This is a genomic window from Nesterenkonia natronophila, from assembly GCF_003595215.1.
GTDB classification, from domain to species: Bacteria; Actinomycetota; Actinomycetes; order Actinomycetales; family Micrococcaceae; genus Nesterenkonia; species Nesterenkonia natronophila.
Genome location: NZ_QYZP01000003.1, coordinates 56,624 through 82,796 on the forward strand (window position 1 = coordinate 56,624; position 26,173 = coordinate 82,796).

Genomic DNA, 26,173 nt, shown 5'->3' on the forward strand with positions numbered 1-26,173 from the left:
GCAAAGCCTAATAGGCATTGGCGCTAAAGTGGCGGTGATGACCCGTTCCATTCCGTTGCGGCGCCACCTCGGCCGCATTCGCCAGCGCGTGACCGGTGCTGACCTTGAGGCGCTGCGCACCCAGGTTGCAGAACTCTCCGGTGAGCTGAGCACGGTCTCAGCCCAACTGATCCAGGCCGGGACCACTGAGGTGCCTGAGGTGGATGTGGCCATCATCTCGGACTTCAGGCTGCCCGGGGGCACCACAGCCTCGATAGCGGAAGAGACGCGCGCCCAGTCTGCTGCTGGTCTCTCCACAGCGCTGGTGCATGCCCAGTCCGCTGTCACTACCACCGCGACGGGATTCAGCCGCCACATCATGGGGGTTGTGGGGCTGCCGGAGGTCCACGTTGTTTCACCGCGTGCAGCGCTGCACGCCCGACTGGTGATCATCCGTCACCCCTTCGTCATGGAGACCAGTGCCACGGAGCTCCCCCGGCTGAGGGCCGACCGGGTGGTCCTGGTCGCAAACCACCCGGCCGTAGACGCCGATGGGGCATGGCAGTATGACGTTGCCCGCGCCGATGCCGCGGCGCGGAACATCTTCGGCAAGCCTGCTGAATGGGCGCCGATCAGCCCGGTGGTCCGGGCCAGCATTGCTGAACAGAGCGCCGCTGCCATCCGCATGGCAGAGCAGGATTGGGTCAACGTCTTCGGTCAGGAACTGGTCACGACCCCGCGGGCCGGATTCGTCGCCGATCGGCCCGTCATCGGCCGTCACTCCAGGCCGCAGCGGGAGAAATGGCCGGACACCCCAGAGGCCATCCTCAGCGCGTACCCGGATGATCCCCAGTACAAGGTAGAGATTCTGGGCGGGGCCGATATTCCGGACCAGATTCTGGGCAGGATTCCGCAGGCCTGGTCCGTCACTCCATTCGGCGCTGAAGCTCCCGAGCACTTCCTCCAACGGATCGACTTCTGGGTCTACGCACACCATCCCAAGTGGAGAGAAGCATTCGGGCGGGCGATCATGGAAGCGCTTGCCGCAGGTTGCCTGGTAGTTCTGCCCGGTTATCTGAGGGAGATCTTCGGCGACGCCGCCCTCTACGCCGAACCGGAAGAGATCAGGGATGTGGTGGACCAGTATTGGCAGGACAGGGAAGGATTCTTGGAGCAGACGCGGCGCGGCCAGCAATTCGCTATCGACCATGGCCCGGGCAGGCATGTGGAGCGTCTGCGCTGGCGCGGAGTCACCCCATGACAGGTGAGCAGATGCTGCAGCCCACTGCCGTGTGCGGGGTCCTCGGACGGATGACGGAGGCGCACCGGCGCCGCGCGGACAGCATGGCGGAACTCGCCGAGGAGGAGGGCATTACATGGCAGCCCTCGTACCTGTTGCCCGGCCTCACTTTGCGCGTCACCAACACTGCGGTGGTCCAGCGCGCCGAACGCAGCGTCAGCGCTGCGTGGAACGCCGCCGGACAGATCGCCCCCCAGCTGCTCGACCAGCCGTGGACGAGCACTGCGCGGGAGGCTGATGCCTGCGGACTGCGCACCAACGCCCGGGGATCCGGCACGGTGCACGGCAGCGTCTCCGGCTGCCAAGTGCTCTACGTCCACACCGCCGAATCCGCAGTATTCTTCTCCACCCGGCTGCGATGGTTGGCTGAGACAGCCGAAGAACTCACTCCGGACTGGCAGGCATGGAGCGAGATCCTGGCCTTCGGGGCTCCACTGGCCGGGCGAACAACATTCACCGAGATCCGCCGCCTGATGCCCATGGAGTACGCCGAAGTCACCGACTCCGGCGCCGTGCGCGTGAGTCAGCAGCACTGGCCGTGGGAGGACTACACGCCGCAGGCTCCTCCGAACCTCGCTGAGGTCACCCAAGAGACCATTGCGGTGATGGCCGATCACATGCGGCCTCATCTGGACGGTACACGCGCTGGCGGTGCTGCCAACCCGATGCTATCCGGAGGCCGCGACTCGCGGATGCTCACCGCTCTGGCCGCTCGGGAGAGCGCGCATCCGCAGCAGCTGACGGCATGGTCCACCAGCTCCGACGCCGGCTCAGCCCTGGAAGAGCTTGTCGCCGCAGAGGTCGCGGAAACCCTGAGTGTAGAGCACCGCATCATCACCGGACGCTACAGCGCGTTCGGAGAGGACTTCGCTGACTACGCCGAGGCGGTGGACTTTCAGGCCTCATTCCACTTCTGGCTGATGCCGGTGGTCCGCGCGCTGCGCACCAGCCCCGGGGCCATCTTCGACGGCATTGGCGGGGGAGTGCTGCTGGGGGGAGGATTCGCTGACCCAGCGGACGCTCGCCCCAGAACCCGACGCGACCTGCAGCTCAGCCGCATCCAGGCGCGCTCGCGGTACCTCACTGAGGCGCGGAAGGTCCTGCAGGACAGCGTCTCCGTCGCCGTGGAAGAACGCGCCTACAGTGGGGCATGGCCGACCGCCGAGCGATACGCGGACCACCCCAACGCCCACACACTCACCTCCTACCTGCTCAGGACGGTGCCGGGAATTTCGCCAGCACCAGCCAAAGTGCTCGGCAGCGCACAGCCGACCGTCATGCCGATGGTGACTGACCAAGTCGCCCAGCTGGCCTTGAAGCTTCCGCATCAGGCCAAAGCCGACGGCGCCTGGTACCCTCGCTTGCTGACCGCCGCTGACCCTGCGCTGAGGGGAATGCCCACCGCTGATGATCTCACCGGCACCCGGCACCACAAACGGCGCATCGCCAGCCGGGAGGGTGCGCGGTACCTGGCGAATCTGATCCGCAGCGGTCCCGCAGCGGGGCTGCTCTCAGCCGAGTTGGCCGCCGCGGATCCGGCCACCGCTCACGGGGTGGTCGTGTGGCAGAAACTGCTCAACAGTCAGCGCTCGCAGCACCTGATCCGCGGTCTGGCACTGCTCACCCTGTGGTTGGAGCAGTACGGCACCAGGGTCACAGCCGCCGACCCGCTAAGGATCCAACATGCCTGATAAGCCCCTGGACAACACGTGGGTCGGCACTCGGGTGCTTCCCGCGGCCCGGCGAGCCAAGCGAGCCGGTCGGCGGATCGGCCGCAGAGCCCGCAGCGCTGTTGCACCGCGCATCGGCGCCCTGGGCGCTGCGGCGTTGAACGCTGCCACCACTGATCTGACCATCCCCAGCTCCGGCGCTGAGCAGGTACGGCGGTGTGGCGTCGTCGTGCTGGGAATTCCAGACTATCCCCGGATTCCTCCGCTGTGGCGGGAGAAGCTGATCCAGGCGGAACGGCACAGTGTCCCCACCGTGCTGATGGTGCGCTCACCGGAGGACATCGAACACCCATTAGCCGCTGTGGTCACACACCTGGTGACCACAGACCCGCAGCTCCTGGCGGCGGTGCGGGATTTCGCCGGTGCGGAACGCACTGGGATGGTGGATTCGTTGGCGAGCGGGCGCGAACAGACTTCCGCGCTGTTCGCCCTCACCCGGGTGCACACCCCGGTGGAGAAAACCTAGACCACGCCTCGTGCCCGGTAATATGCTGCGGCGCGCGGATCAGCCAGCAGCGGCCCATGTACCTGGAGGACGTTCATCCCTGAGTTGATGTTGGCCTCCAGAATGACCGGCCCGTCTTGGGTGATGATGATGTCCCAGCCGATGTACTCCATGAATGCCAGTCGCTGCGCAGCGTCCAGCACCAGTTGTTTGGTCTCTTCCCAGAACGGCACCTGATGGCCCTGGATGCGCGCCCCGGAGTCGGGGTGCTCGGCGTACCACTGGAGGTCATTACCCTCGGGCAGCTGCGCGGCGGCGGAGAGTTTGCCCGTTTCCAGATCCACGTTGGCCGAGAGCCCGCCCTTGGTCCAGTTGTCGATGTGACCGGAGCGGACAGAACCGATCCGCTGCGAGGCGCGGGCGATGAATGGCGTGTGGTCGTCGGTGACGTCCGGCATGGTCAGCAGCCGGATGGTGTTGGTGGAATGCGGGTTGAGGTAGGCCTGGGAGTCGTGCTGGGTGATGGCGGCCTCGAAGAGCACCGGGCGGGGGAAATCCCGGACCCACTGGGCCATCTCCTCGATACTGCTGGGTTGCCCGTCCATGCGGTATTCGCCGTCCGCGATTTTCATGGAGCGCACCCCGTTGGCCTCAGCGCCGTGCAGAGGCTTGACGAAGATGTGCTGGCGCTCACTGAGGATTTCGGCGAGGAACTGGTCGACGGGAATGCGCCTGCTCTGCGGGAACGGGTGGACATGGCCGCGGGTGTGCAAGCCCAGCAGGTCCACCACATCGGTGTCGAGTCCCAGATTCTTCACCAGCAGGAAGAAGGAGAACTTATTGTTCAGCACTTCCTGCAGGTGCGGGTTGACCATCCGCTTGGTGCGGAAGTAGCGCTGAACGTCGTTGATGTAGAGCGAAGGGTCATTGTCGGGCAACTGGTAGAGGGTCACTGACCGGGACAGGAACCCTCGGCGCCACCAGTCGGGCTTCCGGTTTCCCCATTCGGTCTCCCAGCGGAACTCCTTGCGCAGGAACCGGCGCGCGGCACCAAACTGACGCCGGCGGTACCGGTAGGTCTTAGCGGTGCGTTCCGGTATCCCCAACGGGTCTTTGGCATTCCGCAGCAAGCGCTGGGCCAGCCGAACCGGGTAGATGGGCTTCTTCGGTGAAGGGGCCTGGTCAAGAGACATATGAGCGATGGTACCGGGCACACACTGCAGTTCCGGTCCCGGACTCGCGGGAGCTAAGCTCAACGCCGCCGCTGCACCGCGAGCAGCGCTGCGGCCAGGACTGTGCACGCCATGTACACCAGCGCCACCGCGCCCCACCCCAGGGGAAATCCACCGGGGGAGCTCACCGCGGCACCCATCACCGCTGGGCCCAGTGCGAAGCCTGCAAACATGCCTGCAGTGGTGATCCCACTGGCTGAGGCCATCAGGTTTGACGGAATCGAGCGCACCAGGGCGCTCATCACCACCACAGAGACGCCTAACGCTGCGGTGCCGTGAAGGCAGACCGCCAGCCACAGCAGCGCGGCCCCACCGGTTGCCCAGGCCCCATAGAAGGCTAGTGCTCCCAGCAGAGCCAAACTGGCCAGAACAATCAGCACCAGCGGACCCGAGGCTCCGCGGGCCATCACTCGGGCCCACCCGATGCGTGCGGCGACACCGACGACTCCGGCTACTGCAGCGGTGACACCACCGAGCACCAAGGAGAAGTCCAGCTCACGCACCGCGAACAGCGGCATGTACACGTTGGTGGCCTGAACACCGATGCCGTTGAGCATCCCGAAGGCAGTCAACCCCCACACCATCCCTGGGTAGCGTCGCCTGTTCGGGGCCGCCGCCGAATCGGAGGCAGCGGTTGCAGCCGTGGATGAGGCCTGCGCCTCGGGAAGCAGCGGAACCGTTCGCAGTGACCGCCAGCTGAGTACCAGCAGGACCAGCGGCAGCAGGGTGATGGCTGCAGCGGCTCCGCGCCACCCCACCGCCAGTGCCAGAAGGGGGAAGGTCAGGCTTGCGGTGAGCTGACTGACCTGCACGCCGGACTGCTTGATGCCGACCCAACCGATCCGTCGCTTCCAGGTGACTCGTTCCAGCAGGATCCTGTTGGTCACGCCGTTGGGGAAGGACTGCGCCACCCCGGAGATGCCTACCGCGATCAGCAGCAGCCCGTATCCGGCGGGCACGGCGGCCAGCAGCAGAGCCGAGGCCGCCAACAGAAAGACCACCGTCATCAGGAAGACGTCGGAGTGCCGGTCCGCCATACGGGCCAGGGTGGCATTGCCGATGGCAGCGGAGGCAAAGCACACGGTGGCCAGCAGGCCGAACTGTGCTTCGTTTATGCCCAGGTCCAGGATGACCCGGTCACTGGTGGCGCTGAGCCCGTACAGCAGGAGGGGGCCCACGCCCACCGCTCCTAGGAGGACGCTTAACAGACCGGGCCCTGCCTTGCCCTCAGGTGCACTGCCCATGGATGTCCCTCCGTCAACTCGCTCCCGATCAGCGAGTTTCCGCCGCCGACTCCACCAGAACCTTATGGCATGTGCTGGGCATTGGTGTCTGTGATTCCCACCAGGTGAGATGTGCAGGACCACGGGCTAAGCTGATCGGGTGAACCGGCAGCCCGCAAGCAGCCGAGAGGAGAAGCCCGCAGCATGCACCTGAAGACGCTGACTGTGCGCGGGTTCAAGTCATTCGCTTCGGCGACCACGTTTGAGTTCGAACCTGGGGTGACCGCCGTGGTGGGTCCCAACGGGTCGGGAAAGTCCAATGTGGTCGACGCCCTGGCCTGGGTGATGGGGGAGCAGGGCGCGAAGTCGCTGCGCGGTGGGTCTATGGAGGATGTGATCTTCGCCGGGACCTCCGCCCGTCAGCCGCTGGGCCGTGTCTCGGTGAGCCTGACCATCGACAATTCCGATGGCCTGCTGCCCATTGACTACACCGAGGTCACCATCTCGCGGACCATGTTCCGCTCGGGGGGTTCGGAGTACACCATCAACGGCACCAAGTGCCGGCTGCTCGACATCCAAGAACTGCTCTCTGACTCCGGGTTGGGCCGGGAGATGCACGTGATTGTCGGGCAGGGTCAGTTGGACCAGATTCTGCAGGCGACACCCGAGCAGCGGCGCGGTTTCATTGAAGAGGCCGCCGGAGTGCTCAAACACCGCCGCCGTCGGGAACGGTCCGTACGCAAACTGGAGTCGATGCAGGCCAACCTGGAGCGCCTCGAAGACCTCATTGGGGAGATCTCCCGACAGCTGGCACCCTTGGGTCGTCAGGCGAAGGTTGCACGCCGGGCGCAGCGGATCCAACACGATGTGCGCGATGCGCTCTCCCGTCTGATCGCTGACGATTTGGTGCAGGCAGCCACCGCACTGCACTCCTCTTCGCAGGGTGAGCACGCCGACCGTGCGGACGCGGACCGGCTGAAAGCCGCGCTCGCCGACTGTGACGCCCAGGTAGCGGCACTGAACTCCCAGGTTGAGGAGCATCGGTACCGTGCCGAGCAGCTCTCCGACGGCCACCACCGCCTGTCCCAAATCCAGGAGCGACTGCGCTCGGTGGTCTCGTTGGCCGAGGAGCGGACCCGCAGCCTGCGCCGTGACAGCGCAGTGGAGCACACCGGAGGGCGGGACCCACAGCAGCTGCGCACCCAAGCCGAACGCCTCGCCATGGAGGCCCAGGAGAAGCAGACGGGGGTGGAGGGCGCCAAGCAGCGACTTGGGGCGATAAGTGACGCCCGGGCTGGTGCGGAGCGGGACCTGAAAGCGGAGGAAGGACGCATTACCGACCAGCTGCGCGCAGTTGCTGACCGCCGAGCTGGACTGGCGACCCTGCAAGGCCGGAAAGAGACCGCCCAGGGACGGGCAGATGCGGCCGCCTCACGGCGGCGTCGCGCTGCTGACCAGCTGACCGCAGAACAAGTTTCCTTGGAGAGCACCCAGGCCGAGCTGGGTCAATTGGAGCAGCACATTGCCAGCGTGGAAACCGGGGACCCGGGTGTTAGGGAAGAGCTGGCACAGGCCCAGCAGCATTACCAGGAGTCCAAAGTGGCTCATGACGAACGGCTGGCCCGGCAGCGGGCATTGGAGATTTCCGTCAGTGAGACCCGGGCCAAGATCTCCGCGCTTCAGGACGTGATCGAGGCTGCTGAAGAGCCGGTGAAACTGGGAGAACACGGTGCGGCGTTCAGCATAGAGATCGTCGAGGTATATCGGGAACGAGCCCAATCAGTGCAGGAGGCGCTCTCCGGGGCGGTGTTGGTGGATGAAAAAGCCTTCGGCGCGGAACTGGTGAAACGGGGCGAGGTCACGGCAGCACTGGCCCTGAACAAGGCTGTGATCCGGCAGGGAGAGCGGATCAGCGGTGACTCGACCGGAGATTCTGGTACCACTCTCACCGGTCAGGTCGAGAAGCTGCAAGAGCAATTGGCCGAAGCCACCCAGAAACTGGAGGCAGCTGATGCCCGAGTGCGGCGCGGTCAGGATGAAGTCGCTTCCACCGAGCTCCGAGTCAGTGAAGCATCCGACGCGGTCCAGTCCAACCAGGCAGCTCTGGCATCTGCGGCAGAGCAGTTGGCCCGCCTCAAGCGGGAGGCCAGGCGTTCCCAAGAACGCATCGATGGCTTCTCCAACGAGATCCAGGACGCGGAGACCGCCGTAATCGATGCCCACGAGCAGCTGGCGGAAATCACCGCCCGGCTGGAGGCCGCGGAAAGTGACCAGACCGTCGAGGAGCCCTCCACGGCACAGCGTGACCGGCTCGCAGAGGAAGCCTCCGCTCAACGGCGCCATGAAGTCGACGCTCGGCTGGAGCTGCGTGCTGCGGAGGAGGAGCATAAGCAGCTGCTGGATCGTGCCGCGGCGCTTCGGCGCTCCGCTGAGGCTGAGGAGCACCGCCAGGATCAGGCCCGTCGGGCGGCCGAGGCGCGGCAGGAGCAGGCTGGGCAGGCTGAACAGATCGCGGAGGAAGCCCAGGGTGCGGTGGAGCGTATTGCGCAGCAACTGGAAAGCATCGAGACAGCCCGTGCCGCAGCCCAGCAGCACCACCGCGAGCTGAAGTCCCGGGTGGCCGAGGTGGCAAAGACGCGGGCGGGGGAGTCCGCGCAGTTAGAAGAAATCACCGCACGGCTGCATCAGGCGGAGTTGCGACAGACTGAGATGAGACTAGCTCTGGAGGCCGCGGAGACTCGGGCTCAGGAGGAGCTCAGCCTGACGGCGGAGTACCTTATTGAGCACTACGGCCCTGATCAGGGCGTACCCGACTCGGACGCAGATGATGATCCCGAGCCGGCGCGGCCCTATGTCAGAGCGGAGCAGGAGCAGCGTCTGACTCGCGCGCGGCGAGACTTGAAGGCGCTTGGCAAAGTAAATCCACTGGCTTTGGAGGAACATGCCGCGTTGGAGGAGAGACACACCTATCTGCAGGACCAGCTCACTGACCTGAAGTCGTCGCGCCAGGACCTGCTGAACATTATTGCTGAGGTGGACTCCACGGTGCACAGGGTGTTCTCGGAGGCGTGGGAAGACACGCGAGTTCAGTTTGAGCGGGTGTTCTCCCGATTGTTTCCTGGGGGTGAGGGTCGGCTGGAGCTGACCAACCCGGAGGACATGCTTAACACCGGTATCGAGGTCCAAGCCCGGCCGCCGGGGAAGCGGATCCGCAGGCTCTCACTGCTTTCCGGAGGAGAGCGGTCGTTAACAGCAGTGGCGCTGCTGGTGGCGATCTTCAAAGCGCGGCCTAGCCCGTTCTACGTGATGGATGAGGTGGAGGCGGCGTTGGATGATACGAACCTCTCCCGCCTTCTGGTGATTTTCGAAGAGCTCCGGGAGAGTTCCCAGTTGATCGTCATCACCCACCAGAAACGCACAATGGAGATTGCTGACGCCCTGTACGGGGTGTCTATGAGGCAGGACGGCTCGACTCGTGTCGTCTCGCAGCGATTGTAGAGCTGACTGTGGCCGGAACAGGCAGGGCGGTGTGTTAGCGTCAGCGCACCAACTCGAGAAAGCGAAGCACGAAAGTAGGTCTTGGAGGGCACCTTTATGCGTTGGTGCGAACCTACACAAGTCAGCATCGAGCGTTGCGGTGCACGATGTGGTTTACAAGACGATAGGTGAGCAAGTAAGTGACTATCACTGACCAGTTTCCCCCCATAGTTCCCGACCCGCCGAACACCTACGACGACTCTGAGTCACAGTTCCTTGTTGCGGAACAGATCGAGCGTGGAAGAAATATTGGCACTCTGGTTCTGGCCCGGTCCGCTGAACGCGATGGCGCGTCGGTGCGATGGTATGGAGGGTATACCGCAGTTGCAACCAAGGGAAGCCGCCAAGTCCTCCTCCGCGGCCATATGTGCACCGATACAGCGACGAGTGGCCTGCTTGTAAAAGATAAGGTACTCACTAAAGGGATACTTCGAGATGCTGGGGTGTCCACCCCTAAAGGAGGGCTCGCTCAGACACCAGAAGACGCCATTGACATTCAGCGCCGCCTGGGTTGCGCCGTTGTCGTCAAACCGCGATTCGGCGGTCAAGGTAAGGGAGTCACAGTCAACGTTGAAACCCCTCCCGAGATTACTGAAGCATTCCGACAAGCGAATTCCGGTCGTCGCGGAGTTCTCGTAGAAGAATTTATTGAGGGCGTTGAGTTTAGGATTATAGCGAGTCCCGAAGAGAGTTTCGGTGCGATTCGTCGTCTTCTGCCTCACGTAGAGGGGGATGGAATCTCCACGATTCGCGCGCTGATCGACTCCAAGAATCACGTCCGACGATTGAATCCGAATAATTGCAAATTGATGATACCGGTAGACAACACCACAAGAAGACATCTCGGTCGTCAGGGCCTGGAACTCGAGACGGTCCTTCCAGCGGGGACTCGCGTCACAGTGCGAAATGTGGGAGGGATCAGTAGTGGAGGAGACGCAAGTGAATGCTTAGATCTACTCGATTCTGCGACGAAGGAACTCGCTTCTCAAGCAATAGGAGCTGTCCCCACTATGGACTGGGGGGGAGCAGACATCCTAGTTTCAAACGAGACGGGATGGGGATACGTACTTGAGCTCAATACCAACGCAGCAATAAGCAACTCAACGTTTCCTGTCTATGGTGAGCCCAAAGATGTGGGCACATCGGCCTGGAAGCGAATGCTCAGCCGAGCGCCTCTTGATCTTCATGACGCTTCGACCGCCTCCCCAGTTCGTAATACCGTCGCTGTCTCCAGTTTGTTTTCGCCTGAGAGCGGCCCTCCTCGTAAGCGCCTGGGGAAACAACTGGCAATCGAATTGGGTCACTTCTTGCAAGACAGGGGATGGCGCGTCGAGCGTAAATCGGCGCGTATCATGCGTGCCCAACGAGTCGGAAACGATGATAAGTGGTTTAACGGACTGATGGACGAGCGTTTCCCCGCTAGTGTTAGTTCCCTATTGCGCCGACACCATACCGTGCGGCAAGTCCTTCGCGGAGCAGGAATCTCAATACCGCGGGCAATTTACATGAGCGATCCGGGTAGCGTTCATGAGTACTGGGACAGGTCACAAGATGACCTAGCGCTAGTTCCACGTGATCGAGGGTGGGCCAGGCGCGATCTTTATCAAGGCTCCCCGGCCAACTCGGACGTGCTGTCCGGAGAATCAGGAGCTAAAGTGCTAGCTCAACAAGTGGTATCGGGAGTGCACCTCCAGGTGTTTGCCGCGCGTTCGCGAGTTATGGCAGTTGTCAGTGCAGACTCCAAATTCATACTCAGTGCTGACCAAGCCCACAACGCAGGTATCGTTGCCACGGGTGCAGTACGAGCAATCCCCGGCCTCCCCTGGGCCGTTGTGGACGTCGTCATCCCAGCAACCCATCACAGGCCAATTATGGTGGAGGGAATGACCGTCACACCACGGGCTTCTGAATTCGGATACCTGCACGCTGGATCGCTCGAAGCTCTTCTAGAAGAGATTGCTGGAGTCGAACCATCCCGCCAGGTTGCCTCAAGTCTTTAAGTGCACGACCAGACGTCTTCGATGAGGTTGAGCATAAAAAGTGTTCAAATGTGTAGATAAATGGAGTAAATATATGGGTATTACGGCGAATATTGATAATCTAAAATATGCCAAAAAAGTGATACATGACCAAGGGATTAGAGCGGGTATTGGGAACGCTCTCATTGTTAATGAAGCTATAAATAGGGGATTGTCGGTGTCCGGCACTCCTAGCGGTAAAGCTCTATTGTCCCGAGGGAGTGGTCGATCGTTCTATTGGCGAAACGGTGTTTCTAGCATTAATCATAAGCTGGCGAGGAAAATTGTTCCTCAAAAAGAGGTCACGAGTCGCATCCTCAGGGCTTCTGGAATTCTTTGCGGTGAAAGCGTGGTTTTTCAGGCAAACAGTGTGGAGAGGGCTTGGGCGTGGGGTCAGTATGCACTACCTCTGGTAGTGAAACCGTTCAACGCATCTCAAGGGCGGGGCGTGCACATAGGTGTTGAATCCAAGGAAAGCTTCGTAAAGGCTTTTGAAGCCGTCGCGAGAGACCACGGTGATGTACTCGTAGAGAACTTCATGTCAGGCACTGAACATCGCGTTCTGTCGGTAGATAATGAACTTGTCGCCGCTACTCGGAGGGAACCAGCTCATGTCATCGGGGATGGACGCAACAGCGTGAAAAAATTGATTAGATTGAAAAATAAAAATCGTGGACCTGTACACAAGAACATAAAAATTGATGAACGGGTTCATGAAAACTTGAATTCAGGGGGACTAGCCATCAACTCTGTGCCGGCCGATGGACAAAAGGTGTATCTCAGAAAGACTAGCAACCTGCACACTGGGGGCGATGCGGTCGATGCTACTGATGAGCTTTCGCCGGATGAAAGGGAGTTCGTCGTGCGGGCAGCGCGAGCGATTCCAGGGTTGAGGGTTGCGGGGATTGATGTGTTGCTTCCGCGCAGAGAGACTGATGAGGCTCCGGCGATCCTGGAAGTTAACCCTTTTCCCATGATTTCAATGCATCACTTTCCCGCCGCGGGGCGTCCCAGAGATGTAGCCGGTCCGATCGTCAGGGCGATGTTTCCGAGCACGTGATTTCACGTGGTGAAGGACTCTTACAATAACTCGCGGAACCCCAGCGGGCAGTGCGTAGCCAAGAACAGTGGACAACTAGGCAGGTCCGAGACGTTGACGGGAGCTCTCCTCATCTGTTCGAAACCGTGGCAGAGCCAGGCTCATACCTCTTGGAGTTCCGAGGCGCAACGTCTTCCGGACCTTGCGCCTCATTCTAGACACAACCCGCTTAGCCTTTCTGACGGCTCTGACCTTGAAAGGGTCAGAGATAATCTCGAAAGCGGAACGGTGAAGTCCTCCCACATGCCGCATCGTAACTGATGTAGGAACAGCCCTGTGTGGCCCGGTCATGGCGAGATAACCGAGTGCTGCCACGGCGTCCGCATCACCTTCGATGTGGGCCAGAACTCCACTTTTTCCGTGGTTTCTGACGAATCCGGTGAGGCCGAATCTTACAGCTTTGCGTTTTAGCCACTGGCGATAGCCGACGCCGGTGACACGGCCGCGAATCGAAAGCTCAACAGATAACCTTTCGCTCTGCGCAACAGGCAAAGATATGTCAGCGTTGGCACACGTGGCCTCAAAGAAATCTTTGGCCACTGGGGCAGGGGTTCCCCACATGGGGTATTGCGCACTACCTATCGCAGCGTGAGCATTAAGCTCAATCACTGTGACCCGCTGTTCCCACACAGGCTTCGTGTGATCCTCAATCAACATGTCCAGACCGCAGAAACCTAACCCAGGGACGGCCTGTACTGCTTTGACAGACAACTCTTTGATTGACGGATGCAACTCATCGGCGATCTCAAAACTGTCCCCTCCCTGCGAAAGGTTCGCTGAGTTGGCAAGGAGGACGACCTGACCCCGAGCAGGGACGGAAGTGTACTTGAGGCCTGCCAACTCAAGCTGGTACTCCAGGGATTCGCTCAGCTTGATGGGCCGAGAGCTGAGATGCGGGTTCGCTTGCCGGGCCTGGTTCTTATGCTCAATCAGGTCAGCTACGGTATGCAACCCGTCACCCGTGACAGATGCTGGTGCACGTACTACGGACGCGACCACTCGATCGCCAATCACCACAATTCGGTAGTCCTCGCCCGGCACGTGCTCCTCGATAACGAAATCGTCAGCGCCAAGTTCGCTGTGTTTGTACAGCCTCAGCGCATCCTCGAGCTCGTTGCGGTTCTTAATATTGGCCACCACACCGATACCACGTAACCCTGCTACCGGTTTGCAAACCACAGGGTAGCCAATGCGATCGGCATACTGTATAGCCTGTGCTTCGTCGGCAATGGAAAAAACGCGTCCATTGGGGACGGGTACATCCACGCGATTGAGCAGTCGCCGGGTTGCTTCTTTGTAGCTGCAAATGGATAGCGCGACGCCGCTGGCCAAGGGAGAACGACCCCACTTAAAGCCCATCCGTTGTTGACTCTGTGAATCTGTCACCACGAAAGCCCCGTTGGGATACCGTGTGCTAGCCATTCCGTACTTCAGCGCTTCTCGCTCAAGTAAGTGCCCTTTGGTGCCATCTTTGGGCAACGGTTCAATGTATGGCGCGTCGCTGAAGACGTTAGCCGGAGTTCCGTTGTATGTAGGCGCCGGGGGCGGCGGAGAAACAAAGTAGCGGGAAACCTTAGGCATCTTGCCATCGAGCAAAGCTCCAAGCTCATCTTCGACCGGTGAGTCCGCGGTGCAGAAGGCCAGAAACGCTTCCCTAATGGCTCGGAAAACCACGTGGTAGGCAGCGTGCGCAGGCTCGTCATCCTCTGTTGGCATCGACGATTCGACTGAGTGGATCAACCCGTCGATGAGTGAAGTCGATTGGCGGATGTCGCCCAGCGGGACCTGCTTACTTAGCAGAGCTTCGAGTACGGTTTCGCCGCACTTCCATGCATTGGCAGGAAGGATGAGGTGCTCACCATTCTGGAAGAGCTCGGCCTGACCTATACCTCGGACTTCTTTGTCGAGATGACTTCCCACAACCTGGGCGTAGATCCTGCTGGGCTGGGATTTGTCGTCATTACGGCGAAATCTGACAAGCCTCACGAGAGCCACTGGGCGATTCAGCTTAGTCGTGTCCTCAGCAACACTATTTTCAGACGTGTGGAGTTCAGTCACTTGGCGCTTCCTTCGAGAAGTTTACTGCGGCAGCTTTGTCGTCAACGAGGTAGCCAGCCATGAGGAGCTCGACCAGAGCAGCGATAGCCGCAGGGGCTCCGGAGGCCCAGGCGTCGATGTCACCAGCCACTGAGTCAGCCCTATGAACCTCGAGTGTGATTCCGTGCGCTTTCGCAACCTGTGGCAACTCATCGGCAACCTTGTCGGCATGACGCAAGCCTTCGATTTCTAGGGGACGGGCAATGGTGTCAACCACGGGCCCCAACGAAAGCCCGGCCTCAAGAGCTTGGAACCCCAAGAGGGCGTCTCCTAGGACATCGTCAAGATCAGTACTTGCTGTTAGGTAGGTCTCGATACGAGGGCGTTCCGAGATCCCTATGACAACGAAGTCCTGAACTTGTGTGGAGTCGGCGTCACGACGGTGTATTGCATCTACAGTTGCACAAGCCAGTCCGGGTATGGCCTCCGCTGCTCTTACTAAAACCTGAGTCAATTCCGTTGGGAGATCATTGGTTCTGTCCTTCACCCCAGTAGCCTGCGTCTCATCAAGTTCGACAGCTGCCACTAGTTCTCCGCCCACGACAAACGCTCGGATGGTGCTTCCAGGAACGTCTTCCTCAACCATCATGCGGGAGCGCAGGGGAGCAACCTCGTTGCCCTCCTCGTCATGCGTGAACGTCAGACGCGTTGTGGCATAACCAGCGATGTGCGGGTTGCTGCCGGGGGTCCGGTCAGCCTTGTCACGTCTGCGAAGTTCGGCGAATGCCGCGCGGAGCTCTTCGCCCGAATTAATGTGATGGATGGCTCGCACCGGGTTTTCGCCTACCCCCTCGCGGAGCACGACAGGGTAGCCCAACTTATTCGCATAACGTCTTGCTCTGGATATGCTGCGCCAGGAAAACGACGCGCCCGCAGATTTTGGCACTGCTGCTCGCTCTAGAAGCGCTCTGGCTAATCGGCGATCCTGCGCGAAAGTGACTGCCGACAACCCTGAGGCTTCAGGAACGCCATGGGCAAAAGACACTTCCGCCGGTACAGCACCTGATGTACCTGCCAATAGGACCTGTCTTGGCAGGGATAGGACGTCAAAATCTCGCGACAGTGCAGCACGATGGACCTGGTATCCGTCGATGAGCCTCGAGGGCACCTGAAACCCGGCGACCTCTACGTAAGGCTCTCCCGTACTGTTCACTACCAATTGGTCCCCTCTTGGTCCTAATTTGCACTGTTGCCTGTGTAGTCTCATTGCGTCGACTTAGCCGACGTTATGCTGAGACGCCCCGAACGCCTGAATAAGTGTAAGTGACCGACCAACAATGTTCGACTACCGCCGCGTGTTGAAGCTATGCTCAACGCAGCCTTGCTCAAAAATCAGTCCTTGTGGCAGCCCCTTACGTTGATGGAATCTACGTTGGGACCAAACCTTGTGCCACTCTTGGGAGAGAGGGTTTCTTATGGGAACTCAGCCTGAGGCCTCGCCTCGAACCCCATTCAGCCTATTATTGGCTCCAATGGGCGTGACCCTTCGAATTCCTCTCAGTCCATGATGCTTGAGTCAGGTAGCCTACCAAGGAGTGAAAATCGTAGTGAGACGCGAGCGTCTATCGTGAACAAATTTCGGGTCCTGATCTTGGGTAGTTATGGCTTAGGTGACAGGTTCGTTGAGCACTCGAGGGACACCAACGACCCGCGGCGTAGTCCGCACCGTCGTTACATCCAGGCGTTTGCCGACGCAAGTGACGCAGTTCTACTAAGCCTCGAAGGACCGACGGTGCGCACGTCCCCCTCGCATGGGACATCCATGATGCAGCCCCCACACAGTGAGACGGAGAATGCAGCGGGCACATTACGGAGTCTGGGGGTGCAAGCCGTAAATTTGGCGAATGCCTCGCCACTCGGGTCAGCAGATACGACCCTAAAGCAAACGCTGGGCCGCTTGAGGGAGCTCAACATTTCCTGGTTCGGTGCGGGTGATAACACCGATGAGGCACGAGCCCCTTACCGACTGGTGTTGCCTCCCGAGGTTGGCGGCGGTGAGATACATTTCCATGGCACTCACCGAGGTCCAGGACGAGGCGAGGGAGACACCCCGAGGTACGCCCGCCGTAACTCGGCCGGATGTGCCTTGCTGGAACGACATGATGTGCCCCCTGCCCGAGCTGCCTCTGCTCCAGAAGACTCGCTACACGTTGCGGTCCCGAGTTGGAGCACTGGCTTTTCGTGGCGAAGTGCAGAGCAATACGAACTAGCGCACCGGTTCCTAGATAAGGATTACGACCTTGTACTAGGGCATGGTGGTGACGTCATGCAGGAGGTTCACCGCAAACGGGAGCGATGGATAGTCTATGGAGTCGGTCGGGGCAACTATGCGAATAGGGTCGGGGAGACGGGAATAACTCCAGGATCAACCCCGCCGCCTCTCAGCGCTTGGGCAATGCTGGATATCACTCTCGTAGACGGTAGACGGTTCGTTACTTTGCGCCTCTATCCTGTCCGGCCAGACCCGCTGGCCCGCAGTTCTGAAGCCGTACCAGTTGGGAAAGACGAATTCGACAGGCTCGTGCACGTACTAGCGGAACGGCCTATTCGACCCTGGCGGTTCAAGAACTCTGCAATGGGTTTCGGAGAAGACGATTTGGGGCATTTCCTGGAACTTCAAATTGGTGAATGGCCGCTGAAGGAACGTCCCTCGCGACTAAAAGATCTTCCTGTCAAGAGCGATCCCGGAGAATGGCCATTGCGCGGGCCGACACGAGAGTTCGAAGACAAGATGCTCGCCTTGAACAAGCATCGGGGCGCATCTTTGGTCTCGCTCGCAGCCGAAGCCGACGGGGGTTCGACGGAATGGCTAACGAATGCGGTGGCCCGGATTGAGTCACACGGCCGACAGATTCTCATCAAAGGATCGGCCGCACATGAATCAGCCGTAGGGTCCAACATCGTCGGTGACAAACTTCTGACTGCGGAGCTTCTCGAAGCAAATGGTGTCGCCACACCGTCTGCAGCTGTTGTTGGCTCGCCGGAAGAAGCCGTGGAGGTGGCCGCATCCATTCCGGGCCCAGTCGTCGTGAAGCCTCGCAATGGTAACAAGAGTAAAGGAGTATCAACTGGCTTAACGACGGACCAGGAAATCCGCGATGCGTTCCACTTAGCGCGAGAACATCGCGCGGAAGTCATGGTGCAGCAACACATCGAAATCGAAGCCGAAATGCGTGTTCTTGCTTCCCCAGACGAAGCGGTCGCAGTAAATACTCGCGTTTTTCCGCACGTGACTGGTGATGGTGTTTCGACCTTACGGCAGCTCATTGAAGACAAGAACCTTCAGAGATCGCTGAACCCCGCACTAGCGGGCTCGCCCATACCTATCGACGGGCTTACCTCCCGGGCGCTGGAACGTCAAGGTCTCGATCTCGAAAGTGTCCCTGAATTAGCACAGACCCTCACAGTCCGCGAGGTCGGCGGTCTAAGTGTCGGCGCAGACATTGAACAGACCCTTGAGGTTACGAGCGAGGATCTCAAAGCTACGGCTAGTAAGGCTATCGCTGCTATTCCGGGCCTTGGCTGGGGTGGTGTCGACTTAATTGTTGAAAAGGGCACTGGCAAACCCTACGTAATTGAGGTGAACACCAACGCTGGGTTCGCCTCAGCTACATTTCCAACCTATGGAGAGCCCCGTGACGTCGGGGCACACTTGTGGAAGCTCCGCCTTGAGGCCGCGCCTGCGCAAGTTAGCTTAGTGCCTGAGGTCCCAGAACAGACAGTCCGTCCCATCCCAATGTTGGCACATGCTAACGGTAAGGCTGAGATCGGTGACACAAGTTTTGGAGAAGTGTTTATAGAGTCGCTGGGACGTCAAAACTACAGCTTTCAGTCTAAGAACGCCGTGATCGGTGTGGTAACGGCACCTGACGGTTCTCGAACCTGGATCACGAAGTCTGGAATGACGCCCGCAGACCGGTTTGCTGTTCGACATATCATTCGACGGCACGAATGGGTCATGCAACTCTTAGGTGACGCGGACGTCCCTCGGGTTCGGGCCCGCGCTGTGCGATCCCCGCAACAATTGCGACGTTTCATTGACGGACGAGTCACCAGCGCCGTTCTGATGCCTATTCAAGCGTCATGGGTGGGACCTGACGCACACTCCCTAGCCGCCGAGGAAGCTTTGGGAATCGAATCCATATCAGAGAAGTTGTGGGTTCAGGCGCGGCCGCCGGGTTGGCGTGTGCGCATACTAGCGACGCCCACGGGAGGATGGGTAGTCACGACAAAGGACCTTCAGCGGTCCTTGAACGCAACGCTTCTGAGAAAAGCAACTAATGCAGCGGTAAAGGCAGTTCGAGCAATTCCCGAGTTACGTTGGGCGGCGGTCGATCTCGTGCTTCGTCCTAAACGAGTCGAGGCGAACCGTGTGGGCGGAGTCCTTGTGGAAGGTCTGATGCAACAGCCAAGGTACACAACGAGTGATCACGTCATTGCGGGGGATTTTGATGAATTCTGTCGCGCTCTGATCACAAGCGGTGACTCGATCCAACAAAGAGCCGAAGGCCCCACAGTATGGGCATTATCGAATGCTTGACGAAGCACTTGGCCGTTAAAGGTCGATTGCCGCGAATGTATAAATTTCCCGCGTACGGGGCCCGGCACCGCCGGGCCCCGTGCTTCGACGGCGCACGGTCAATTATCAGTGTGAGAGGTAGGCTTCACACTTGTCGCTACTAAAATTCCGGTAACCCAAGCTCGAGAGAATCTTGCGCAGGGATCCTTGTGGCAGAAGTTCATGATTGAGGAACTCTCGAGCTGGCCTGTAGGGGGCCCGCCGTGCTGGAACTTTGTTGCGGCACTTCGCCTGAGATGTGCGTGAAACTTGCTAGAAAGTCATTCAGGGATGCTGTGTCGCCAGCTCCGAGCGTCATCCACGATGAACCATTAGAAGTAGTCACGTCGCAGACGATACTGAACTTTCGTGCCATTCTGTATATCTGATTTACGAACCGTCTGCTGATAAATTTAGTCGTATTTAAAGTGTAAATTCTTCGTATAGGAAATCCATGTTCTGCGGGTGGGTACAGCGTAACTGATTGCGCAGTGCCATTAGAAAGTAGGTCATTAATGCTTTTCAAGTCGAAAATGAGGTTAGCGAAGTGTTGCCCACTAGGCCTCGGATTCCTTGGAAAGTATGAGTCGATAATCGCTTTGGGGACATCCTGGCCTCTTCCAGACGTTGGATACATGTTGACTCCGATATGCGCCCGAGAGTTCATTTCGATGACTACAAAGTCATTGCTTTCTGCAGTTGCCGGATTACTGTCCCAAAGGATATCCACGCCGGCTGCCGGCAAGCCGGGCACAGCTTGAACAGCTGCAATCGCAGCTTGCCTGATCCGCGCGGGCAAGGCGTCTGTGACGTCTTCAACGTCACCACCCGCACTGGCATTCGCTTTCGAACGCAGAGGCAAGTGTTCGCCGCTGGGCAGAATACTTCCAAGCGTGTAACCAGCAGCGTATATTTTATTTTTTACTTCGTAGTCAACTTTAATTGTTGCGCCTGAAAGAAATGGATTAAGTCTCCTCTTTGAATTCTTTATTTCGATCAACTCTGCAACCGTTGACGTGCCATCTCCTATGACATTCGCAGGGATTCTTTTGCAAGCCGCGATGTACTGGTCTCCGACCACATAGACGCGGTAGTCATGGCCGAAGTGGTGACGCTCTAGTAAGAGGGGCTTCCTGTCGAACTCGTCTCTGAGGTGACTATATGCAGCTTGAAGGTCTTCGGAATTCTCGATATGAGAGAGCACCCCGCGACCGCGGCTTCCTCGTACTGGCTTTAACACCACAGGGAACCCGAAACGCTGAGCTGTCTTCAGGACCGAACCAAAGTCCGAAGCACTATCGAAGACTTGGGAGTCTGGGACGGGGACGTTGTGGGCGCGGAGCCAGTCAGTCGTCTCCCGTTTGTTATCGACTATTCTCTGGGCTTGGTTTGTTATGAGATCCGATCGTGACCGGTCGAAACGCCGTGTTGTTTCGCCATCTGTGACTTCGAGCGCCGTGGCGTTAGGAGCAAAGAGTGTTACATCTAGACCCCTACGCCATGCCTCGAGGGCAAGGCAATAGCTGCTGAGCTTCCCTGCGTGCCGGAAAGCATGCCGGACTACATCGGGTTGAAAATGCTCTGGCCATCGAGGCTCGGCGGAACTTGACTGCTCATACATGCGGGTCCTTCACATTGGTTTAGGAGCTGGCTCGTGCCATGTTATCGCGCGCTTCTGCTGTCAATGCGCAATCTTGCCGAGTCAAGAGCGGCCGTTCACCATCCCGGGGCAGGTGCCTCTAAGCCCTGCATGACCTGGATCTTCATCATGATTGATCTGTTGTTCGTCGAGTCGGCTCCATTCCCGTGAAGACTGGGGAGGTTTGGTTTTGGCTCCGGGGTCGGGTCCGTCCAGCCCTGGGTTCTCACGTTCAACAGACATGAGCGGAAGCTCTGTGTGCTCGATGGGAAGATATGGGTAGAGGGTTATGTTGGGAATCCCATGTGAGCACTTTCGTTGAACATCCCTCTGCGCCCCGCATCCCGGGTGAGCTGAAGGTCCTCATCGTGTCGGCTTTCGTCATCGCGATTGGCTTCGGCATCGTTGCTCCGATCCTGCCGCAGTACGCAGCAGACTTTGGGGTCTCAGCTTTGGCTGTCTCCGCCGTCGTCTCTGCCTTCGGTCTGTTCCGTCTGCTTTTTGCTCCAGCCTCCGGCAAGCTGACTCAGGCTCTGGGGGAGACCCCTGTGTATGTCATCGGACTGCTGATTGTGGCAGCCTCCATGATTGCCACCGCTTTCGCGCCGACGTTTGAACTTCTCCTCGTGTTTCGTGCATTGGGCGGAATCGGCTCTACGTTCTTCACCGTTTCCGCGATGACGTTCCTCGCGAGGAAAGCTCCGCCTCAGATCCGCGGGCGGGTGTCTGGTGCCTACGCGTCTGCATTTTTGATCGGCAGCGTGGCTGGGCCCCTGCTTGGGTCTGGGCTCCTGGTGTTCGGGCAGCGTGTACCGTTCTTGGTTTACGGCGGAGCACTGATCTTTGCTGCCGCGTTCGTGTTCTTCATGTTGCGCAGGTCCCGGTTGGAAGACCGCCAAAATGGAGACCAGCGTCAACGGGCCACTTTGGCAGAAGCATGGCAGCACACCAGCTACCGCGCGGCACTGGTGTCTGCGTTCGCCAACGGCTGGGCCACTTTCGGGGTCCGAAACTCCATTGTTCCGCTGTTCGCCGCCTCTGCCTTTGTTGGCGGGGGTTGGGTCATCGATTCTGGACAATTGGCAGGCGTTGCCCTTGCCACGTTCGCTGTGGGAAACGTGGCAGTGGTGCTGACTTTGGCTAAGCGCTCGGATCAGTGGGGACGCCGGCCTCCGATCATGATCGGCCTCACCGTGGCAGCGGTCGCCACCGGGCTCCTGGGACTTTCACCTGAGCCTTGGGTGCTGTTGGGCCTCAGCCTGATAGCTGGTGCGGGGACCGGCCTCATAGTGCCGGCCCAGCAAGCCGCGATTGCTGACGTCGTCGGAGAGGGACGTAACGGGGGCCCGGTGGTCTCCACCTTCCAGATGACCCAAGACCTCGGCGGAATTCTCGGCCCGCTGTTGGCGGGATTCCTCGTCGACCACCTCAGTTACGCCTGGGCGTTCGGCATCACCGGCCTGATCATGCTCATCGGCGCGGCAGCTTGGACCACGGCACCGGAAACTCTGCCCTCAAAGAACGAGGACGGCCAAGGCTGAGTTCCTACCCCTACTCCTGAGCCACAATGCAGAGCTGAAGGGTACGGTGGATACGTGGAGGAGCCGAACGAGTACCCCCTCGCGGACCAGATGCGTGACCTGGGTCATGCTGGTTTGAGCACGGTGTTGCTGGAGCGGGAATGTTTGACATTCGGGCTGTCTACTCTCAGGACGTCGGAGCAGACCTTCATGGCGTTCAGCACAGATGGACCGAGTCTCCCATTCAACAAGTCTGGCACAGTGCTCAATTCACGGCCTGCCGGCCCTCTGACCACCGACAAGCACTCCACCCGCATGCTGCTGCAGCAGAGTGGCCTACCTACACCTCGCGGAAAGTGCTTCGGCCACGGCAACCTCAGAGCAGCCGCCGCCTATGCAGAAGAGCTGGGATACCCGGTCGTGCTCAAACCGCTCCACGGCGCCCAGGGCCACGGGGTCGTGACCGGCATTTCCAGCACCGAGGATCTGCAATGGGCCTTCCGCGATGTGGCCGAAAGTGCCTATGCTCACGACGACATCATTGTCGAGGAGCAGATCGAGGGCGAGGCTTACCGGATCATAGTGGTGGGGGATCGAGCCGTATCTGCGCTGATCAGCCGTCGAGGTGCGATCACTGGTGACGGCAAGCACACTGTGAGTCAACTCATCGAAAGGCGTCAAGAACTGCGCCGACGGAATCCCCACCTGATGGCTCGACCCATCCGCATCGATGAGCGTATGCGGCACTTGTTGGCCCGGCAGGACGCCACTCTGGACAGCGTGCTGCGTAGCGGCCGAGTCGTTACGTTCACCTACGGCTCCAACACTCACTTGGGTGGGGAACCCGCTCAGGTGCTGCCCGAGGTGCATAGCTCTATCTTGGAAGCCAGCGTTCGCGCCGTCCAGGCCCTTCCGGGACTCGGGTTTGGGGGCGTCGACTTCCTGGTGCCCGACATCAGCAAGCCGCTGACCCAACAGCGCGCGGGCATCTGTGAGATCAACTCCTTGCCGGCCATCGATTCCCACGAGTATCCGCTATACGGTGCACCGATGCCTGTGGCGCGCGAGATGGTGGCCGAATCCGCGGCACGCAGTGGCCTCCCGTTGGGAGAGTACCGGGAAGTTCTGGACCTTGAGGTCACCATAGAGGCACCCGAAGCCACTTGGCGCTACCGCTCCTGGCTGCGCGCCAAAGCTCGAAGAATGGGGTTGCGATGCCGAATGCGCCGCGCTGGCCAGGGTCGCGTATCTGCAGAATTGCAGGGCGGCGCGCGCCACGCTGCCGTTTGGCTGGCACTCATCCAGCACAACCGCCTCAGAGTCCCCGTCCGGCAGGTGGAGACCATTCATGCCTAAGCCGACAGTGCAACGAGTCCACAGCGCAAGGTCGTTGACCCGAGCCCAATATGATTCGATGTGCGTTCGGGCAGCACTGGTGTCGCGGCAGCTGCCCACCACCAGTCTCCCCGGACAAGTGGTCTTCAGCTCCGGTCACCCTGGACAGCCGCTGGCGTTCACCCAACTCAGTTCCTACGGAGCCACCTACGGCGGGTTAGGGCTGGTAAAGACCTCGCGCAGAACCTGGCAGGTGCTCCGCCGCTCCGGAATCCCGGTCCCACAGTCTCAGGCATTCGCACCAGGGGCCCAGTCCAGCGCGGCAGCCTACGCCCAACGGGTCGGCTTCCCTGCCGTGGTCTCCTCACTGTCCGGCGTCCATCGCCGCACCGCCTACGACGTCGCCACCTTCAAGGGTGAGTTTGTCGCGGTCGCGGAGCGAGTCGATGACCAGGTGCTTGTCCACAGCACAGTCCCCGGAGAACTGCTCCGGTTCATGGTGCAGGGCGAGCAGGTACTTGCAGTCACCGGCAAGGGCCACCGCGGCGCTATTGAGCCGGAGGACCTCGACCCTAGCCTGCTTCAACTGGCTGTGGACGCAGTGCAGGCCATTCCAGGGCTGGACACCGCAGCGGTGACCATCTCGACGCGCCGGTTCACGGACACCGACGTCCGGCGAAAGGCGCTGGTGGAACGGGTGATGCGTTCGCCACATCTGCGCGACTACGCTGGGGGCTCCACCAGGGCCGCACTGCGACTGGCCGACAAGCTGGTGCAGGCCACCGCCCAGAACCTTGGCGTCGAATTGCCACCGCCCACATCCCCTGTGGTGGTGAGACTGCGATTCACCGGCGTCCCTGACCCAGAGGCTTTCACCCCACCCCTGAGTGCGATGATTACTGACCTGCGGAACACCACCCCTCTGCAGGGCCTAACCACGATGACCGACGGTGCCGAACTGCACCTGAAAAGCACAGCAGCCCAAATTGGGTTCATTATTACTCGCGCCATCCTCGGGTTCGACGACGCCGCAGCTTACATGGTCCAAACCATGCCCTCAGCCAGAATTGGGTGAACACACCGGAGGATCTCCTGTCCGACCCGAGGCTGGGTGGGTTTGCTTGGCACAGAGAAGCCCCGAACCCTGATGTGGGCTCGGGGCTTCTTGATGTTCAAGTGACCATCCCAAGGATGACCTGTGAACGAGGGGCTACCTGGTGGCTGGCTCCTCTGAAGTGATGATGTAGGCCTCCGTCTGGTGAGCAGCTGAGTCGATGCCGGTCTCTTCCACGGTGTCCTCCACCCGGAATCCAATGGTCTTATGAATGGCCATCCCAATGAGGTAGGTGGCGCCGAAGGCGAAGACCAGGGTCACGACGACCGCGACGATCTGAGCGATCAGCAGTTCGAAGCCGCCACCGACCAGCAGGCCGGTGCGTCCCTCGCCATAGATGTCCTCGTAGCCGAACAAGCCGATTGCCACTGTGCCCCAAAGGCCGGCCACGAAGTGCAGACCCACTACGTCCAAAGTGTCGTCATACTTACCGTACTTGAAGTCCACCGCAAAGCAGCAGATAGTACCGGAGATGGCGCCGAGGATGATCGCTCCGATGGGCTGCACATGAGCCACAGCCGGGGTGATGGCTACCAGACCGGCGACAATACCGGAAGCAGCACCCACCGGGGAGGGTTTCTTGCCTCGTGCCCACTCGGTCAGCAGCCAGGCGGTCAACGCGGCCGCCGGTGCGAGCATGGTGTTCAACCAGTTCAGTGAGATCTCGTCAGTGCTGCCTGCCTCACCGAGGTTGAAGCCGAACCAGCCGAACCACAGAATCGAAGCGCCCAACAGCACGAACGGCACGTTGTGCGGCTTGGTGGGGGCGAAATTGCTGCGTGGACCGATCACGAGAACCAGTGCCAACGCTGCCAATCCAGCACACATGTGCACTACCAGACCGCCCGCGAAGTCGACTGCCTCGCCCACCGCGTCACCAATCAGGCCTCCCTCCACGAGTAGGCCTCCGTCACCCCACACCCAGTGGGCCAGGGGAGCGTAAACCAGGGTCAGCCAGATCGGCACAAAGATCATCCAGGCTGAGAACTTCGCCCGGTCGGCGATGGCGCCGGAGATCAGTGCTGTGGTGATGATGGCGAAGGTGCCGCCGAAGCCTACCCAGACCAATTCATCGCCAGCGGCCTCGAACGAGGCCATAGCAGCAAAGTTGTCCGCCGGGTTTCCGAACAGCCCCCCGATAGAGCTGCCGAAGGAAATCGCATCACCCCACAGCGTCCACGTGATCGCTACCAGACCCATCGCCGCGAAACTCATCATCATCATGTTGACGGCGGACTTCGTCTGCGTGAGTCCGCCGTAGAAAAGTGCAAGACCGGGGGTCATGAACAGGACCAACGCCCCGGCCACCACGACCCAAATAACATCAGCTTCCATCAGGTTCCCTCC

At 60.1% G+C, this 26,173-nt stretch carries 16 protein-coding genes and 2 pseudogenes; 12 read left to right on the forward strand and 6 right to left on the reverse strand.

Annotation, left to right across the window (positions count from 1 at the left end):
- Positions 1-37 precede the first annotated feature (37 nt).
- Genes D3250_RS09305 through D3250_RS09315 form a run of 3 tightly spaced genes read left to right on the forward strand, consistent with a single transcriptional unit; the run spans position 38 to position 3,475 of the window.
- Positions 38-1,240, forward strand: coding sequence for a glycosyltransferase (locus tag D3250_RS09305; RefSeq protein ID WP_119903125.1), 1,203 nt, complete (start codon positions 38-40; stop codon positions 1,238-1,240).
- Positions 1,237-2,970 carry an asparagine synthase-related protein gene (locus D3250_RS09310; RefSeq protein WP_119903126.1) on the forward strand — a complete coding sequence of 578 codons (1,734 nt, stop codon included), beginning with the start codon at positions 1,237-1,239 and terminating at the stop codon, positions 2,968-2,970. The genes D3250_RS09305 and D3250_RS09310 overlap by 4 nt, the downstream gene beginning before the upstream one ends.
- Positions 2,963-3,475 (forward strand): hypothetical protein, encoded by a 513-nt coding sequence (locus D3250_RS09315; RefSeq protein ID WP_119903127.1) that lies wholly within the window; start codon positions 2,963-2,965, stop codon positions 3,473-3,475. The genes D3250_RS09310 and D3250_RS09315 overlap by 8 nt, the downstream gene beginning before the upstream one ends.
- Here the strand turns inward: D3250_RS09315 and D3250_RS09320 are convergent.
- Together D3250_RS09320 and D3250_RS09325 are read right to left on the reverse strand one after the other, a co-directional pair.
- Positions 3,472-4,647 (reverse strand): sugar-transfer associated ATP-grasp domain-containing protein, encoded by a 1,176-nt coding sequence (locus D3250_RS09320; protein WP_119903128.1) that lies wholly within the window; start codon positions 4,645-4,647, stop codon positions 3,472-3,474. The two genes, D3250_RS09315 and D3250_RS09320, sit on opposite strands and share 4 nt — an antisense overlap.
- A gap of 59 nt (positions 4,648-4,706) precedes the next feature.
- The gene (locus tag D3250_RS09325) at positions 4,707-5,930 is read right to left on the reverse strand and encodes an MFS transporter (protein ID WP_119903129.1); all 1,224 of its coding nucleotides are present in this window, start codon (positions 5,928-5,930) and stop codon (positions 4,707-4,709) included.
- 183 nt (positions 5,931-6,113) lie between these two features.
- Between D3250_RS09325 and D3250_RS09330 the strand changes: the two genes are divergently transcribed.
- From D3250_RS09330 to D3250_RS11730, 4 genes and pseudogenes are all read left to right on the forward strand, one after another.
- Positions 6,114-9,407 carry a chromosome segregation SMC family protein gene (locus D3250_RS09330; protein WP_119903130.1) on the forward strand — a complete coding sequence of 1,098 codons (3,294 nt, stop codon included), beginning with the start codon at positions 6,114-6,116 and terminating at the stop codon, positions 9,405-9,407.
- Positions 9,408-9,811: 404 nt separating this feature from the next.
- Positions 9,812-10,051, forward strand: a pseudogene (locus D3250_RS12205) (ATP-binding protein); the annotation flags it as partial.
- 1,050 nt (positions 10,052-11,101) lie between these two features.
- On the forward strand, positions 11,102-11,446 hold the full coding sequence (locus D3250_RS12050) for a hypothetical protein (protein WP_225973316.1): 345 nt from the start codon (positions 11,102-11,104) through the stop codon (positions 11,444-11,446).
- A gap of 73 nt (positions 11,447-11,519) precedes the next feature.
- Complete coding sequence (locus D3250_RS11730; RefSeq protein ID WP_147383517.1) at positions 11,520-12,524, forward strand: hypothetical protein; 1,005 nt, start codon at positions 11,520-11,522, stop codon at positions 12,522-12,524.
- A 75-nt stretch (positions 12,525-12,599) separates the two neighbouring features.
- Here the strand turns inward: D3250_RS11730 and D3250_RS09345 are convergent, their stop codons facing one another.
- Both D3250_RS09345 and D3250_RS09350 read right to left on the reverse strand, forming a co-directional pair.
- Positions 12,600-14,549 carry an acylphosphatase gene (locus D3250_RS09345; protein ID WP_147383518.1) on the reverse strand — a complete coding sequence of 650 codons (1,950 nt, stop codon included), beginning with the start codon at positions 14,547-14,549 and terminating at the stop codon, positions 12,600-12,602.
- Positions 14,550-14,613: 64 nt separating this feature from the next.
- Entirely contained in the window at positions 14,614-15,462 is an 849-nt protein-coding gene (locus D3250_RS09350; protein ID WP_119903134.1) for a hypothetical protein, read from the reverse strand.
- 705 nt (positions 15,463-16,167) lie between these two features.
- Here D3250_RS09350 and D3250_RS12210 point away from each other — a divergent pair.
- Both D3250_RS12210 and D3250_RS09355 read left to right on the forward strand, forming a co-directional pair.
- A pseudogene (locus D3250_RS12210) lies at positions 16,168-16,965 on the forward strand (CapA family protein); the annotation flags it as partial.
- A 270-nt stretch (positions 16,966-17,235) separates the two neighbouring features.
- A complete protein-coding gene (locus D3250_RS09355) occupies positions 17,236-19,200 on the forward strand; it encodes an acetate--CoA ligase family protein (RefSeq protein WP_225973305.1) in 1,965 nt (654 codons plus the stop codon).
- Between the two features lie 199 nt (positions 19,201-19,399).
- Here D3250_RS09355 and D3250_RS09360 read toward each other — a convergent pair whose 3' ends face one another.
- Entirely contained in the window at positions 19,400-20,839 is a 1,440-nt protein-coding gene (locus tag D3250_RS09360; protein ID WP_119903136.1) for an ATP-binding protein, read from the reverse strand.
- 323 nt (positions 20,840-21,162) lie between these two features.
- On the opposite strand from D3250_RS09360, the gene D3250_RS09365 reads away from it, so the two are divergent.
- The 3 genes from D3250_RS09365 (at position 21,163) to D3250_RS09375 (ending at position 24,787) form a co-directional block, all read left to right on the forward strand.
- On the forward strand, positions 21,163-22,398 hold the full coding sequence (locus tag D3250_RS09365) for an MFS transporter (protein ID WP_225973257.1): 1,236 nt from the start codon (positions 21,163-21,165) through the stop codon (positions 22,396-22,398).
- Between the two features lie 189 nt (positions 22,399-22,587).
- The gene (locus tag D3250_RS09370) at positions 22,588-23,733 is read left to right on the forward strand and encodes an ATP-binding protein (RefSeq protein WP_158583119.1); all 1,146 of its coding nucleotides are present in this window, start codon (positions 22,588-22,590) and stop codon (positions 23,731-23,733) included.
- The gene (locus D3250_RS09375; RefSeq protein ID WP_147383520.1) at positions 23,726-24,787 is read left to right on the forward strand and encodes an ATP-grasp domain-containing protein; all 1,062 of its coding nucleotides are present in this window, start codon (positions 23,726-23,728) and stop codon (positions 24,785-24,787) included. Before D3250_RS09370 ends, D3250_RS09375 begins: the two co-directional genes overlap by 8 nt.
- 135 nt (positions 24,788-24,922) lie before the next feature.
- On the opposite strand, the gene D3250_RS09380 is transcribed toward D3250_RS09375, so the two are convergent.
- Positions 24,923-26,161, reverse strand: a complete 1,239-nt coding sequence (locus D3250_RS09380) for an ammonium transporter (protein WP_119903140.1) — start codon at positions 26,159-26,161, stop codon at positions 24,923-24,925.
- Positions 26,162-26,173 lie beyond the last annotated feature (12 nt).

What these genes read in the sequence shown, in the direction of transcription:
- D3250_RS09305 (WP_119903125.1), top strand. Translation starts at nt 38, where the DNA reads ATGACCCGTTCCATTCCGTTGCGGCGCCACCTCGGCCGCATTCGCCAG.
- D3250_RS09310 (WP_119903126.1), top strand. Translation starts at nt 1,237, where the DNA reads ATGACAGGTGAGCAGATGCTGCAGCCCACTGCCGTGTGCGGGGTCCTC.
- D3250_RS09315 (WP_119903127.1), top strand. Translation starts at nt 2,963, where the DNA reads ATGCCTGATAAGCCCCTGGACAACACGTGGGTCGGCACTCGGGTGCTT.
- D3250_RS09320 (WP_119903128.1), bottom strand. Translation starts at nt 4,647, where the DNA reads ATGTCTCTTGACCAGGCCCCTTCACCGAAGAAGCCCATCTACCCGGTT.
- D3250_RS09325 (WP_119903129.1), bottom strand. Translation starts at nt 5,930, where the DNA reads ATGGGCAGTGCACCTGAGGGCAAGGCAGGGCCCGGTCTGTTAAGCGTC.
- D3250_RS09330 (WP_119903130.1), top strand. Translation starts at nt 6,114, where the DNA reads ATGCACCTGAAGACGCTGACTGTGCGCGGGTTCAAGTCATTCGCTTCG.
- D3250_RS11730 (WP_147383517.1), top strand. Translation starts at nt 11,520, where the DNA reads ATGGGTATTACGGCGAATATTGATAATCTAAAATATGCCAAAAAAGTG.
- D3250_RS09355 (WP_225973305.1), top strand. Translation starts at nt 17,236, where the DNA reads ATGGGTTTCGGAGAAGACGATTTGGGGCATTTCCTGGAACTTCAAATT.
- D3250_RS09360 (WP_119903136.1), bottom strand. Translation starts at nt 20,839, where the DNA reads ATGTATGAGCAGTCAAGTTCCGCCGAGCCTCGATGGCCAGAGCATTTT.
- D3250_RS09370 (WP_158583119.1), top strand. Translation starts at nt 22,588, where the DNA reads ATGGCGTTCAGCACAGATGGACCGAGTCTCCCATTCAACAAGTCTGGC.
- D3250_RS09375 (WP_147383520.1), top strand. Translation starts at nt 23,726, where the DNA reads ATGCCTAAGCCGACAGTGCAACGAGTCCACAGCGCAAGGTCGTTGACC.
- D3250_RS09380 (WP_119903140.1), bottom strand. Translation starts at nt 26,161, where the DNA reads ATGGAAGCTGATGTTATTTGGGTCGTGGTGGCCGGGGCGTTGGTCCTG.